At 51.1% G+C, this 17,244-nt stretch carries 1 protein-coding gene; it reads left to right on the top strand.

The window, feature by feature from the left end:
• Positions 1–374: 374 nt before the first annotated feature.
• Complete coding sequence (locus tag EUU23_RS14160) at positions 375–17,240, top strand: beta strand repeat-containing protein (protein ID WP_246156422.1); 16,866 nt, start codon at positions 375–377, stop codon at positions 17,238–17,240.
• The last annotated feature ends 4 nt before the right edge of the window (positions 17,241–17,244 follow it).

Here is a 17,244-nt window from a genome sequence, read left to right as displayed (position 1 = left end):
CGATACCGGTTATTAGTGGGTGATCTCAGGCCCTAGAATAGAGAGTCGACTATGTTATCGGCGTAGCCGTAATGATGTTGAAGCGATCTCTAAACTTATCAGATGCCTACTCTCAGAAAGTCAAGCGCTCATCCTGCAATAAAAATGCCGTTTTGCATCCAAAAATAGTTTGTGAGGGGTAACGGTAGTTATCAGGAAAAAAATTGCGGAATCTGTTGGTATAACTGCAAAGCAAAAAGAGTAACAATGAGAGGTGTACCGCAATTATTTAAATTAAATTGTTTCTATATGAATGCTCGACGGATGCAAAGTTCCAAAAAATTAGCATAAACCGAGTATTTGATTGAATTAATACATTCTGGAGATCATGGATAATGAGCAATGTTACACAACCATTTCCCATATTGCGCCGCGAAAACCGAATAACGGCAACCGATATTCTTTTTGCAAAGTCTCCAAAGTTTTTGACCAAACGTACAATTGTACCGTTTAATTTGCAGAATAATCCACTTTTGAACTCCCTTCCAAAAGATGTTTTCAAGGGGCCAATTAATAAAAAATCGCAAGCTGATTTCAAAGTTGTGGATCCTGGGCAGACGGTTACCAATATAAACTCATTTTTGGGTAAGTTTGGTAATCCCCTGGAACTAATACAACTGATTCCTAGTATTTTAAAGCCCAAGGTCGAGGTATTTGATACGTCTAAATTGACAGATGAAAATGGCGTCGGGTTTGATTCAATGCTAGCCTTCGGTCTAGAAGCTCGTGGTGATATAAATAAATTCCCATTAGTAAAGAGTATCGCTAAACCGGGAACAAAATTTGGAGATCTTATAAATACCTTTGTACCAGATTTTAGTGTAGGTGCTACAATAGGAACAAATTTCCGTGATAAAACATCCATAAATATCGCGGCAAGCTCGAAGCTTCCATCCTTTGTGTCAAAAATATTATCGGGCGTATCGGATGGCCTAAAAAATGCAGCGATTGGAGAGCTGCCTATCGATTTATCCTTAGATTTATTCAAGATATCCAATCAATCTACCTTAACAAATGTTGGTACAGACAATGTATTTTCTGCTTCAGCAGGCACCACAATAGAGTTAAATCTTGGAGGAGGTGCAACTTCTAAATTCACTGTTACAATTGAGTATACAAAATCAAATACAAATAAATTTGATATTATAGACAATAGCAGTAAATTATTGCAAATTGAAGAAGATAAAGTTGCAATAAAATTTGAAAATAGTGACCTGCAAGCAGTTAAATCGATAACAGGCCTTCTGGGATTAGAAATTAGTCCGAGTGGAGAATTGATTCTTAGGCAGACAACTAGCATTAAAGATAACTTTGGAAAACAAATTGAATCTATAGAATTGGCTGATGGAAGAATTGTAACTGGTACAAGCTTCGATGCAGCAGCTGACTTTGCAAGAAGTAGAGGGTTACAGATAAAAGATAGCCCCGTAAACCCATTTACAGAAAAAGAAATTGTTGTTGTTTCGGGAGGAGTTGGGTTTCTCTCATTCGAACCAGGTCTGAGGTTTGATCCAGCAGCCGGCGTTTTGATTGACACACGATCAAATGTTGGTGGCTTTACAAAATCGTTTCGTGGTAACCCACATAATGGAAAGCTTTCGTACACAGTATCGCGCGAAACATCAAGTAGCCCACTTGGGCTTGCAATTGGTGGAGTTGATTATGTCGTAAATGGGAGGAATGTGTCTCGTGTTGATGGCGTTGAAATAGAAAAAAATCTTGAAGATTTACTTTCGCGTTTAGCAAATGATGGCTCCAAGTTTGGAGATAATACAGATGTAACTGATGTGTCCGAGGTTTTTTCGACAGTAGATGGTTTACTATTAATCAAGGGTAACGAATCTAGATTACTGACAAATAACTTTGATATTATAATATTTAATCTCAATAATAAATCCAGAATTACGATTGATAGAAATGGGAATAGTAATGTCGATTTAGAAGGAAGTTTGGCGGGGATCGGATTTAGTGAAATAGGTGGTTTAATTGGCAGCCAATTTGGTGCAAGATTAGGGAAAACATCCACAGAACGCGTTGCTGCAGGAGCTCTATTATCAACGTTGTTTGATAATATCGGTGATACAGTTGACGGATTAATTAACGGAGATAAATTAGCAGTTGCACTAAAAAATGCATTCCAAAAAATAGATACGGAACTATTTAATAATTTGCAAGCCGCCGGTGTCGGGTCTATTTCGTCTTTTATAACCGCAAATCTTATTAATGCGCTTGGAGTTGATGGTTTCGCTGGTGAACTAGCAAATGTCTCGACGGGCGCGGTTATCGGACGGATAGTATCAAACATTGCGTCTAGTACTTTAGATGGTCGATCGGTGTTTGCAAATGCATTCGAAGGTGTGAATATAGCAGCAGTTGGCACCGCTGTTGGCGGCTTTCTTGGAACCAAATTGGCTTCTGAACTTGTTTCATTCAAATCGGTTGGTGGTCAAATTGGAAGTTCGGTAGGGGCTTCTTTGGGCGGTATTGCGGCAGCTGCGATACTAGCATCGTTGCCATCAGGTGGCTCATTAACTGTCCTTGGCGCGAATCTAGGTATTGCAGGTGGTCCCTTGACTGCAGCGGCATTCGCTGCCGTTGGATTTATCGTTGGCGGTTTGATTGGTTCGGTATTTGGAGGAACGCCTCGGTCAGGCGCCGATGTTGTGTTCGACAAATCGACTGGACGTTTTGACGTAGACAATGTTTATTCACGCAAGGGTGGGTCAAAAGATACTGCGCAAAGTCTCGCCTCGGCAGTCGCAAGCACATATAATTTCGTAATCGATGTCTCTAATGGTTCATTACTTAATCCGGATAGAATTCAGGCCGGAAATTATGGGCTTAGGGGTTCGACATATGTGTATCGTCCGAATTCCACGCGATCGAAAGATGCAATTACGGCTAGATTTAAAGGTAAGGCAGCATCTCAAGATTTGATAAATTTTGGAATTTTGCAAGGCTTGTCAGACCCCGATTTTCAAATCCTGGGCGGAAATGTGCTTATAAAGCGTGCTATTTACAATACTATTGAAAGTGCGATAACAAAAGGTGAATTTCGATCAGAAGTGTTAGATGGAAACATTTCTACTGCTCAATCGTTCCAAACATATTTGGAAAATTTTAGAACAATAAATACAATTATCGAAAATGATGCAGAGAGTACATTTGCAGTAGAAACAATATTAAATATTATTAGAGCTGATGAGCTGGGGTTGAACAAGCGCCACGAGAGTGATTATTTTGGTGGATTCACATTTATATTAAATCATCTTGATGTTAGTGCATCGAATGTGAAGTTCAATATATTCTTTGATAATGCTTCACAAAAATTTGCTAGATCGCAACGTTTTGGGAGTTTCGAACTTAACGATACAATTGACGTAGCATCAACTGATTTAATTCAAGGAACATCTGCGGACGATGTCATTGAGCTCACCCATTCTGATACCACGCGCGATGCTGATGGCATTGAATTTCAAATTACCGGCGGCGCAGATCGCATCGCTGACGCAGCTGGGTTGATTATCAATGGCACTGCGCGCACCGGCGGGCAGTTTGCGGTGGACATTGCGGCGACCATCGATGCCGGCGACGGCAATGATACCGTTCATGCAGGCGACCTTGGCAACAACGTTTTTGGCGGCCGTGGCAATGATACAATTTTTGGTGGGCGGTTGGATGACTGGTTGATCGGCGGCGAGGGGGATGACAGCCTGAATGCCGGGTCCGATATTGCTGGCACGCTCGGCGGTGACGGTAACTATCTGGATGGTGGCGCCGGCAATGACATGCTTATCGGGCGCGAAGGCTCGGACTGGCTGGAAGGCGGTAAGGGCACCGACATATTGGAAGGCGGCAACGGGGACGACGTCCTCGCGGGCGGCGCGGGTGCACAAGACGTACTGCGCGGCGGATTGGGTGACGATCAATATATCTTCCGCATCGGGGACGCCGATGGTAGCGGCGATGTCGCCAATGCCGATATAGTGCGCGACGAGAGCGGCTTGACCGTTCAGTCGGCAATCAATCTGGCGGTCGCCGGGCAGGTGGGCAAGGTTGGTGCTGACATTAGCAGCTTTGCAGGTAAGTTGCTGTTCCGCAAATTTGGCTTGGGCAAATGGACCGGAACCAATGGCGACACCGTAAGCACGCAGGTCAGCCTATCGAGCGGAGACCAGGTGCAAGCCGGCGGAAATGACACGCTGGTGTTTGGCGCAGGGATTACTCTTGACGGCATTTCCATCATCAAGGCTACGAACAATCTTGATCTGATTATCGAAATAACAAGCACAAAGGAAAAAATCCTTCTTCAAGACTGGTTCAATCCATTCAACAAGATTGAAAACCTGGCCTTTGCCGATGGCCAAGTCCTGCGTATTGCCGATTTTGATACCTTTACGCTTGGTACCGATGGTGCCGACTATATCTATGGTACAAATGGTAACGACTTCGTCCATGGTGGTAAGGGCAATGACTTTATTACCCTGTTGTTTGGCAATGATTTTGGCAATGGCGGCGATGGTAATGACTATGTTTCTGGTGACCAGGGCAACGATATTGTCATTGGCCTTGACGGGAACGATACCGTGCTTGGCGGGCTTGATCAGGACAATGTAACCGGCGGGGCCGGAAATGACGAAGTACGCGGCGGCGACGGCAATGATGTGGTCTCCGGGGACACGGGCAATGACTTTGTCTCGGGTGGATCGGGAAATGACCTGTATAAGTTCGAGCGCGGCGATGGCCAGGATGTCTATGTCGACCAACTCTCGAACGAATGGGAACTTATATATTCTACCGACGGAGGCTTCACTGCAGGATATAGCAGAGGAGATGCAGGCACCCCGGAGGCAAATCACCTTTTTTACACTGCACCCGGATCAACAAACAAAGTCCGGATCTTCGACGGCGCGGTTTGGGGCATTCGTAATGCCGATGGCAGTACCGAAACAGTGCGGATCGAATATAGCGTTAGCAATGGCGGTACCTTGATGCGGCATCGCCCGGCCGATGCCAACAAGATCACGGACACCGTGATCAGGACCGATGCGTTAAACAACAATGACGTGATTGAATTCGGGATTGGTATCGATGTCTCTGAACTTCAATTTTCCGACGCAGGCAGCGCGCAGGTTCCCAAAAGAGATCTCATAATTGGTATCGAGCCATCGGGCGGAGCCACGGGTGGTTTCGCCAGCTTGACGGACAGGATCGTTCTGCGGGAATGGCTAACCAACGAAGCCGTACGCAAATCGTTCGAGGGTTTCTCTTTCTTTTCAAGCGGAACGATAAATGTTTCGGCGCTTGACCTGAAGGGTGGCACCGATGGCGCCGACATACTTACGGGTACTTCAACGGCTTCGACTCGAGGCAACTGGATCACGGCGGGGGCTGGAGACGATATGATCACCGGCGGTCTCCTGAACGACATTCTAAATGGCAATAGTGGTGACGATGTCCTGTTGGGCGGCGACGGTGCCGACATCTTGTTTGGCGGAACCGGGAACGACATCCTGGAAGGACAAAATGGTGGGCAGTTTTTTGAAGGCGATGGTACTGACGCTTTGGGGAACAACCTTGGAACCGGCGCAATAGCAGCGCCCGGCGGTCGCGGTGATACGCTGATCGGCGGAGAAGGTTTTGACCTGGCCAGTTATGCAAGCGCGGCCAATAGCGTGACGGTGAATCTTGGTAATGCGGCTGCAAATGCTGGTTTAACCGCAGGTGGAGACACATTCGCTAGCATCGAAGGGATCATCGGATCCAAGTATGCCGATATCCTTACCGGTGACAATGGTGATAATGAATTGACGGGTAATGGTGCGTTGGTGGGTTCTGACCAGCTTTTCGGTCAGGGCGGCAACGACACCTATGTCTTTGGCCGTAATACCGGTTCGGTAATTGTTTCCGACCAGTTCCAGACCGCGAACGAAACGATAGTCGACGCTATGGGACGTCTGGTTGAGCCCTATGTCGACCGCTTCGATCTGATCAGTAGCGATGGAGGCATCTTCACATATTCCCAGCGGGTGGAGAATATCGATACAGGTGAAATCGTTTATCAGCGGATCATAGAGTCTGGGCAGAGACTGGCATCCGCGCCGGCTCTGACCAGCGATGGCTGGATTCCGGGACTGACTACCAATGGTCAACAAATTTCGCGTCCAGTTATTGACTCGACGACCAGCGCCGGGGACGACGCCATTCTTATCGGCGTATCAGCGCGGCTTCCAACCGCTTTCACAACGGGTACTGCTGTTGGCTGGTCTGAGCTTGATTTCTCCTTTAGCAAGACGGCTGGCCAGACAAATGATTTGTTGATCAAAATCGGGTCATCGAGCTCGGTGCTGCAGCTGAAAAATTTCAAAACCACAGCCGGGCTTTTCAGCACAACCAGCGGGATCGAAACACTGTTGCTGTCTGACGGCGAACAGGCGGCGTTGAAGGGCCTGGTATTTGATATCAATGGCAATCTCGGCGTTATCGGCAACAGCGAAGATAATTTGATAGTCGACATCGCCGGACGTGCATCATCACTGAATGGGGCAGCGGGAAATGATGTGCTCAGTGGACGCGATGGTGCGGACCAACTCATTGGTGGAGACGGCGATGACATTTTGTCAGGGGGTATCGGAAATGACACCTTAAATGGAGGCATAGGTGTTGATACGGCCACCTATTACGGTGCTGCCGCTGCAACAGGCGCCGCACTGGCTGGAACCGGCGTATCTGTAAATCTCACCGGAGCTGCGCCGTTAGCAGGTGCTGGAACCAGTGAGTCAACGGGCGATCAATTCATCAGCATCGAAAATGTAATCGGCTCTGACTTTAACGACACGATCACCGGCGACGCGTTCGATAACGTGTTACGCGGCAATGCGGGCCGGGACACGCTGATCGGCAATGATGGTAATGACGTACTTGTCGGCGGCGATGGCGATGATACGGCGACTGGTGGTGTCGGGGATGATGCACTTGAAGGCGGCGATGGCAACGATAACCTGACAGGTTTGGGCGATAATGATATCATTACGGGCGGTGCGGGTAACGACATCTTAATGGGAGATGCAACCAGCGCAGACGATGGCGGCGCGTTGGAAATCAGCACCTATAACCGGATCGCCAATGGCAGTTTCGAAACCTTAGGGGCGAGCTCATCTGAGCTCCCGGGCTGGACTAGCTTGAGCGGGCAGACATTCACTATAACCGGCGCTGACAAGTCCAGACGTCTTGCGTTGGACGGTGGAACATCCAATCTTGAAGTGACACAAGTCATCAATGGAATTGGTGCAGGGCAAGAATTAATTCTAAGCTTTGACGTCCAAAATACATCCGGAGCCACCGGGACCAATTTCGAGGTTTTCTGGAACGGCGTTAAACTGGTTCCGTCTCTCGTGCCGGGATCAACGACTGCCTATTCAGTAAACGTCAAAGGCGCGCTCACCGGTGACAACATCCTGAAATTTGCAGGTACAGGGGTTGCAGATGGCCAAGGCGCGACCATCGACCTTGTGAAGCTTGTTACAAAAGGAGGTGGCGCCGATACCCTGATTGGTGGTGACGGCGATGATATTTTGCGCGGCAATGACGGTAGCGATACACTTTCGGGCGGAACAGGTATCGACAGTATCTATGGCGGCACCGGCGATGACCGTTTGGACGGCGGACAGGGCAACGACCTACTTTTTGGTGGTGCAGGCAATGACATTTACACCGTCTTCGGGGATGGTGGCTCGGACAGAATCTCCGTTGGTAGCGGCAATGACAGTATAGTTTACGGAGCCACCGCTGAGGGTGGCAAGCAGCCGATCACGGCGGAGCAGGTATTGCTAAGCCGTGCCGGCAACGATCTGGTTATCACCATCATGGGTGCAACATCAGTTGTTACAGTAGTCGACTGGTTTAACGCCGCTCCTGCGACAACGGCGTCGTCGTTAGCAGCTCGCCGGATCATCGTTGGTGATAAGGCGATTGCGCAATCCGATGTGGAGGCGCTGTTCAACGCGCAGGCTGGCAATCTTGATCCAGCTGCATACAAACTTATATTCGACAGGGTCTGGCAACCACTGGCAACCTATAGTGACCGGTTCTCCGTAACGGGCACAGACAATGGCGAAACCGCTAGCGTCGATTCCGCTATTATCGGTGGTGTGACCTTCAACGCATTGGGTGGCAACGACGTCCTGAACGGAACCGGGTCCAATGACATATTCGACGCCGGAACAGGCAACGACACAATCAACGCTGGCGCCGGTGACGACAGACTGACCGGTGGAGCGGATAATGACCAGCTGTTTGGTCAAGACGGTAACGATACCATCGTTTACGGAACCGAGACGGGCTTTGATCAGGTGGATGGTGGTGCTGGCAATGACAGTATTATTGTGTCTTCCGACAATACGGTGATCGGACTCACTAGCCTGACCAATGTCGAGGTTATTGACGGCACGGCGAAGAGCAACGCCCAGATCCGCCTGAACACTGGAGCGAACCTTGATCTGACCAATGTCGCGGTCAGCGGCATTGCAAAAATTGTTGGATCTGTCGGTGCCGATACAATCACGGGCAGCAAGGGTAATGATGTCATTGAAGGTGGCGCGGGTAACGACAGGCTGCTGGGTGGTGCCGGCGATGATACGCTGAACGCAGGCACAGGCTCCGACCAGCTGGATGGAGGTGCTGGCTTTGATATCGCTGATTTCAGCGGGCTTACGACCGGCATTACCATAGATCTCGCCGCACAGACGGTTCAGCACGGCAATACTGCCAACAGCACGACACTAAGCGGCATTGAAGGCGCAACAGGAGGCGAGGGAGCAGATACCCTGCTTGGCTCAGCCAACGCCGATCGTCTTTCTGGCGGTGCGGGAAATGACCGTCTGGAAGGCCGTGATGGCAATGATATCCTGGTCGGCGGTTCCGGAAACGATCTGTTGTTCGGTCAGGCAGGTGACGATACCGCACTGTTATCGACCGTCGGCGAAAATGCTTTTGACGGCGGTGATGGTATCGACACGGCGAACTTTGCCATAAGCACTGCGAACCTGAACATCGACCTGAGCGTTGTGAACGGCAGCCATCGTCTTACAAATGTTGAAAACCTTACCGGCGGTTCTGGCAGCGACACGCTGCGCGGAAACGATGGCAACAACGTTTTGAGCGGCGGCGCGGGGAGTGATTCCCTTTATGGCGGTGCGGGCGATGACGTATTGGAAGGCGGGGCCGGCGATGATCGCTTTTTTGGTGGCTCCGGATTTAATACGCTAAGCTATAAGGGTAAGCTTGCCGGCTACACTGTTGATACTGTTAACAAGACAGTGACCGATATCGACCTATCGGACGGCAATGATGGTGTCGACACCTTTGAAGACATCAACCGTATCCAATTTGCGGATGCTCAGACGATTTTGGGTATCGATACCAACAACGCGCCCACCGTTAACCCGCTTTTGCCGGACGTGACACAAGATGATAATGAGGCGCTAGTTGCGTTTAACGTTCGAAACAACTTCATCGATCTAGATATTCCAAACGGAGACAGCCTCACATTTAGTGCGACGCTTGCTGATGGCTCTCCGCTTCCGGCTTGGCTGATCTTCGATAATAACAATGTCCAATTCTCATACGCCGCCAATGCGGCGCCGGCGGGCACCGTTCTTGACGTCAAAGTGAAGGCGACGGACGCACGTGGTGCAAGCGTTGAGGATATCTTCCGCTTCACCCTTAAAGAAGGGCGGGGTGCCACGATCAACGGAACGCCCGGTGTCGACGTGATCCAAGGTACATTCCGCGGAGAAGACGTCAATCTTGGCGACGGCAACGATATTGTTTCCGGTTCCAATGGCGCTGACAGGATCGACGGCGGTCTTGGCTTCGACCGGATATCGTATCGCAACTCTACCGCTGGGATCACGATCGCGCTTGATGGCGGCCCGGGAACAGGCGGCCAGGCCCAAGGCGATACGCTGATCAATACGGAATCGCTCGAGGGCAGTGAATTCAGGGATAACCTTACTGCTACGAACAACGGAAGCGAACTTATCGGTCATAATGGCGACGATCAGTTGACTGGTGGTGCTGCGCTAGACGTGATCTATGGCGGTCTTGGCAATGATACGATCTTTGGTGGCGGTGGCGATGACTATCTAGAGGGTGGTCAGGGCGCTGACATAATCGATGGTGGCGACGGAGAGGATTGGGCGTTTCTCAGTGGTGCGCAGAGCAGCGTCACGCTCGACTTGGCTGGAATAATTGCCAACGCTGGCGATGCGGCGGGCGATAGCTATGTAAATGTAGAGCGCATCTTTGGTTCGGAGTTTAGTGACACATTCTACGGCGATAGCGGTGGTAACATCATCCGTGGCAATGGTGGCGACGATACCATTTACGGACGGGCCGGCGGCGACGTGTTGGAAGGCGGTGCCGGGAACGACAGCGTTGCCGGCGGTGACGGCAGTGATCTGCTTTATGGTCAGGACGGAGCCGACTTGCTCTATGGTGAGGCCGGCGGCGACACGCTGGAGGGCGGCGCTGGCAATGACGTGCTGAATGGCGGCGCTGGCAATGACGTGCTGAATGGCGGCGCTGGGATAGATAGCGTCAGCTACTTCGATATTTCGGGTACTGATTCCCAAGGTGTAACCGTCGATCTTGCTAATATTGCAAATAACCGCGGGCAGGCCGAAGGCGACAGCTATATCGATATTGAATTGATATATGGTTCCGCTGTTGCAGACATCCTTCGGGGTGACGCCAATGATAACATACTGATTGGTGAATCTGGCAACGATACCATCCATGGCGGCGGCGGTAATGATAGTCTGCATGGCGGCACGGGCAATGACACCATCTATACCGATACGAGCACGGGCTTTGTCTATGGCGATGATGGCGATGACACGATCCATGGCGGCATAAACGGTAATACTCTGGTGGGTGGTGCAGGTAATGATACTATCTACGGTGGTACAGGCGGCGAGCGCCTGATTGGTGGTGCGGGCGATGACCGAATCGAAGGCGGTGGCGGAGAAGACCAGATATTTGGTGAGGATGGCAATGATATCCTGACCGGTGGAGCGCAGAACACCTTGATTTATGGTGGCAATGGTAACGATGTCGCACACCTTACAACCTTCCGTGCGAACGGCTTTGACGGCGGGGATGGCATTGATACCGTTAGCTACGCCACGAACCAGAGCGGCATCGACGTCGATCTGCGCAACATCAATGACAGTCATCGTCTTGTTAACGTCGAAAATGCCATTGGCGGATCGGGCAACGACACGATCCGTGGCAGCGATGTAGACAATGTGTTGGATGGTGGTGCCGGCAATGATCTGCTCATTGGCAGCCTAGGCGCGGATTATCTGATCGGTGGCGCAGGGATCGACACCGTCAGCTATGTCGACAGTTTGGTGGGTATAAGTACGACAAATCCGGCAGCTGTGGGGGCTTTGGACTTCACGCCTCCGGCTTCTGGCACGCCGTTTAAAGTTGCGGGTGTGGTGCTTCCTCTGGATGGTGTACGAGTTAGCCTGGCGGCCACGGGTGAAACGCTCGCTGCTGTCGGTGGACATGCGCAAGGCGACATATTGGTTGGTGTTGAAAACCTGATCGGTTCCAACTTTAGTGACCAGTTGGTCGGAAGCTGGCTGGACAATAAGCTGGAGGGCGGGGCTGGCGACGACCTTATCTATGGCGGTGACGGGGCCGATACGCTCGACGGTGGCGTTGGTGACGACGTCATCTACGGCGAGATGGGCAATGACACGCTGTTAGGCGGCGAAGGTAATGACCGCCTGTTCGGTGGCGGCCAAAGCGACGTTTTGATCGGCGGCAACGGCAACGACATATTGGAAGCCGGCAATCAGGGCGACGCACTGAAGGGCGGAGCGGGCAATGACGTGCTGATCGGTGGCAGCGGTGGTGACACCTATTTCATCGGCATCGGTGGCGGCAGCGACACCATCTTCAATTTTGACGAAGACATTAGCAATGGCGTCGTTGCCAATGATGGTATCGTGTTTGAAGACGACATCGCTAACACCGAGCTCTGGTTCCAGAAATCAGGACGGGACCTGGTCGTCACGGTGATACGTGACGGCACAAAAACCACCATAAAAGACTGGTTTGTTAATGATGTAACAGGAGACTATTCGGCTCTCGATAACTTCGTGGTCGACGTTGTGATCGCAAAGCAACATGTCGCCGGGCACAAGGTAAGCCTGCCGAGGCTGCTTCAGCTGATGGAAGGACAGGCCATTCCGTCGAACTTTGACAGTCTGAGTGCGATGCTGCAAGCGGACATCAACGCCGCCTGGAGGCAGAATCAGGCGCCAACGGTTGCGCTTGCTCCTGGGCAGCCGACGACGGTGAAGGAAGATGGTGTTCTTGTCTTCAATGTTAATATCAGTGATCAAGAGACGTCTCCATCTGGCTTGACATTGGAAGCGCTAGTTGACGGTGTATTGCGCCCAGCGGAGATTAACCCAACAGGTGAAGGCACTTACACGGTTACAATCAGAGGGTTGGCAGATCAGTCTGGCATAGGCCAACTGATGTTGCGCGCCTTTGACGGCGGGATTTACTCCGATCCGTTGTTAGTGCCTATCACAATAACGCCGGAAGCCGATGGGCTTCTCCTCGGTGCTACCCAGACTGCGCTTGCAGTGAATGCGGGTACACCGGTCGTGTTGACCGGGCTGTCAGCTGCGTTGAAGGATGCCGACGGTTCCGAGGTTATCGAGGACCTGTTTGTCGACGGCTTGCCAGCTGGCGCAATTCTTAGCTCTGGCACGCAGAGCTTCGCTGCAACAGCAACGAATGGTTCGGTCAACATCCGTGGCTGGAACGGCGGTAATCTGGCGCTGACATTGTCAAACCTAACGGTCACCCCACCTCCTGGTTCGGGTGCAGATTTCACACTGCGTCTGCGCGGCCGCTCACGCGATGGCAATCCCGGTGCATATGTCTATTCTACAGAATCAGTCAGCGCCAACATCCAGATCGTGGTGAACGCACCGCCGACAGGAGTAAGACTCCAACTCGCGGGGCTAAACGAGAACGTTGTGGGAGGCCTTGTAGGGACGCTGGGCGCTCTCGGCGATCCGGATCGTACCGGCAATTACCGTTATGAAATTATTGGCGGTGCGGATCAGAATAGATTTGTCCTGACCGGTGCCAATAATAGCGAACTGCGGCTAGCTGCAGGACAGGCGTTGAATTTCGAAGCTCCAGCGGCACAACTTCAGATTCGTGTTGTTGATATCTCAAGCGGCACTGAGCTTGTTGGGGGCACTACCGAATTCAGCATCACGCCAAACAATGTGAATGAAGCCCCTGGAACGCCTGCTGAGGTCACCAATGCGTCGATTAATGATGGCGCTGGTGCGGGCACGATAGTTGCGAATTTGAACCTGAGCGCAACCGATGATGATGGCCATGCCGTCAAGTTCGAAATCGTCGGCGAATCCAGCCTATTTGAGGTTGTGGGAACCCAGGTCCGAGTGCGCGATGGGCAAGTCGTTAATTTTGAAGGTGTCAACGGTGCAACTATCCCGTTCCATGATCTCAACATTATTGCGCGGGATCCCGGAAATCTGGCATCGGCAGTCGCGCGCACAATCAGGGTAAATATCAATCCTGTAGACGAAGCGCCTTCACTTGTCCTTGGTCAAACAGCCGTTACGCTGGCTGAAACGGCCACGAACGGTTGGGGTGGGATTTCCCTTAATGGGTTCGACCAAGAAGGGCAGAATGTAACCTATGAAATTCAACCGGGCGGGGCAGCATCGCTGTTCAACGTCAGTGGCCAGGGTGCAGGTGGGATGTTGCGGCTTAATGGCCCGCTTGACTATGATGGCGCTTTGGCCGGCTTTGGTGCGATCAACGCAAGTGGCGTACGCTCGACTACCATATTCGTTCGCTCTAGAACGAGCACCGGCCCTGCCAGCGATTATCAGGCCTTCACTTTCAACCTTTCCAACGTTGACGAGGCCCCGAGCACGCCGGCCGCTGTTGCGCAATTGATCATCGATGAAAACACCCCTTATTCGCAAAATTTCGACCTCGGTTCGATCGATCCGGAGGGCGGGCCAGTAGATTATAGCTTTGCCTTACAAAATAATGTGAGTGGCAATCCGGGCGGCCTGTTTGAAATCGTCAATACCGCTGGAAGCGGGCTAACGATCAAGTTGTTACAGCCATTTGATTTTGAAACGATCAAGAACCAAAGCTATTACACCGCTACTAACGCTACCAGCGGCACCATCACGTTGAAGATTGTTGCTGTGGATGCTGACATCAACGCCGTCGGCATCTCCAACATTGCCGATAGTCGGCGTTCGCTGGCCCGCGATATCACGGTTTTGGTCAGAAACGTTGACGAAGCACCGCTTAACCCGACATCGTCCAATTCAGTGATCAACATCACCGAGGGCGTCACAGGGTTCACCGGAGTTGTATTGGGTGCGACTGATGTGGACAGCTCAACCATCAATTACCGCTTTGCCAACGGCACGGATCGGATGGGCAATTTGTTCCTGTTTGGAAACGGCCTTCATGTTGATGGCAATGGACTTGACTTCGAAGCGACAAACAACGGAGTGCTCGAGTTTGATATTTTTGCATTTGCTGATGGCCAGTTCTCAAAGACTGGAGTGCGTCAAAAGATCAACGTCATCAATGTTAATGACAACCCAACAGTTTTCACCAATGTCCCGGGTACGCTGCGCATTACCGAAAACGCCATTATCACTGGATCGGTAACGTCCCCGGGCCAATTGCAGGCGACGGACGTCGACAATCTTGGTATTACCTATTCAATTGTCGGTGGGAATATAAGCCGCCCCAATGGCCCGGTATTCCAGATTGATCCCAAAACCGGCGTGATCGGCTATGGCAATGGCGGAGTGGATTATGAAGACGGAGGCTGGTCACAAGGTGGCTCCACCGGTAAATTTACGGACCTGATTATCCGCGCATCGGATGGCGGCACCCCGGTTGACCAGGTCGTGCGTGTCGAGGTGGTGAATATCCGTAGGGAAGTTGCTGTCCGTGAGGTTGAGCAGCCGGGCTACACATTTGTGACCGACCGTAGGGCTAATCCCTTTGGAGACAGTCGTACACAACTCGTCAGTATCCGTCTGGTGGATAATCAAGGGCGTGTGGTGCTATACCATTCGGAAATTGTTAATACCGGTGGCCAAACGAGCGGGCGCGCCATAACGCAAGGAATACTTGCGGCAGGGTACGTTCGCGACATTAACGGTAATATTTTTTCAGATGATGAAAGTAATAACAATAATCTTAATCATCTTGTTGGATCTGACTTAGTCACGTTTAATCCTTCCCCGACGCCTACGCCTACACCAATCGGTGATGATCCTCCTCCAGGAGGTGTCCAGCCACCGATCGTGTTCGATCTCAACGGCGACGGGCTTGATCTAATCAGTCTCGAGGACTCGCATGTGCTGTTCGATCAGAATGGCGATGGGATACTTGATCGCACGGGTTTTGTAGGAGCTGATGACGCGTTGCTTGTCTACGACCGCAATCGTAATGGCTTGATAGATAACGGTAGTGAAATATCCTTTGTCGGTGACAAGGAAGGTGCAAAAACCGATCTCGAGGGCCTGGCTGGGTTCGATACAGATGGTGATGCACTGATAACGGCCAAGGATTCGCGTTTTGCTGAATTACAGGTGTGGCAGGACCGTAATCAGGACGGTATCAGCCAAGTCGATGAACTTCGCACTTTAGCCCAGGCTGGTATTGTCTCCATCAAGCTGGGTGGAACCTCTACCGGGCAGACAGCTGAAAACACCGTTGGAAACATCGTTTACAACACAAGCCAGTTCTCACGCAGCGATGGCTCGACAGGATTACTTGGCGACGTAGGACTTGTCTATATTGCTGGATCGAAAACGGTTTCGTTACCCGACAGTGCAATCCTTACTCCACCGTTGGTAAATGTCGTGCCGCCAACCCCGATACGCCCACGCAGCGTTGTCGATAGCGCAATTCCCGAAATCATAGCGGTTTCTCAGCTGTTGGCCGACGCGGGGCCTGCAAAGCCAATAACTTTGTCGAGCGCTGCTAATACTGCAGATGAAATCGGTTCGGTGCAGGTCGAATTGAAGCCGATGGTCGATCTGGATAATATGAATATGGAATCTCCGGCATTGCGGGAAACAACAGCGGCACCGCCACCTCCATCTAATGTCCAAACAGTCGATTTTGATCGCCGGGCCAAGCATTTCATGGTCTCTTTTCAACAAGGTGGCATGTCGATTGCACCGCGAAAGGCGAATGGCACGTTTGATGCCCGGGCCGGGATTCTCGGCAATACTACAATCTTAAAGTTCCGCGACCGGGCGATCGGAATCTATTCACCTGTCGTCCTCGACCTAGACGGCGATGGTCTAGAGTTGCGCAGCCGGAAGAAATCCCATGCGAAGTTCGATGTGGATGGCGACGGTATCAAGGACAATACTGGCTGGGTCGGACGCGGCGATGGCTTGTTGGTGATTGACCGAAACAATGACGGTTTGATTACAAGGTCGTCGGAATTGCTTTTCCAGTCTGACCGCTCGGCCTCCACAAACAGCTTCGATGCACTTGCAGAATTTGACGATAATGCCGATGGCAGAATTACGCTGGTAGATCGCCGTTTCAGTGATCTCAAAATATGGCTCGATGCCAATGATAATGGCGAAACCGATGCGGGAGAACTGCGGTCTTTGGACACTGCGGGCATAACGGCCATCAACCTGTCGGAGCAAGCGACCAATCAGTCCGTCAAAGTTGGCAGAAACTTAGTTTTGGCGACGTCGTCGTTCACCAAGACCAATGGTTCTACTGGAACGATCGGTTCCGTTGGTTTTGCGTTTGCCGCAAGTTCGGCGGTAGAAAGGACATCTGGAGCACAGGCAATATTGGAACATGGTGCCGAATTAAATGAAGATTCTCGGCGCAACCTCCGACTAGCTGACAATAGACTTGCAGCGTTGCGTAACGGTTTTGACGATGGCTTCAGTCCGGAAGATGAGTCAACGTCCCATGTTGCTGAAATGACCGAACTCGGGGATGTGCGGCTGTTACAAATGGTGCAAGCGATGAGCGTCTTCGGAGCAAATGCTGCTAGCGAAAGCAAAATTCACCAAAATGGCAGCTCCACTAACTCGATGGACTGGTTTGCCTGAATAT

Origin of the sequence: Sphingorhabdus profundilacus (genome assembly GCF_009769755.1) — a bacterium.
In the GTDB taxonomy this organism is placed as follows: domain Bacteria; phylum Pseudomonadota; class Alphaproteobacteria; order Sphingomonadales; family Sphingomonadaceae; genus Sphingorhabdus_B; species Sphingorhabdus_B profundilacus.
This window is presented reverse-complemented; position numbering and strand designations above follow the sequence as displayed.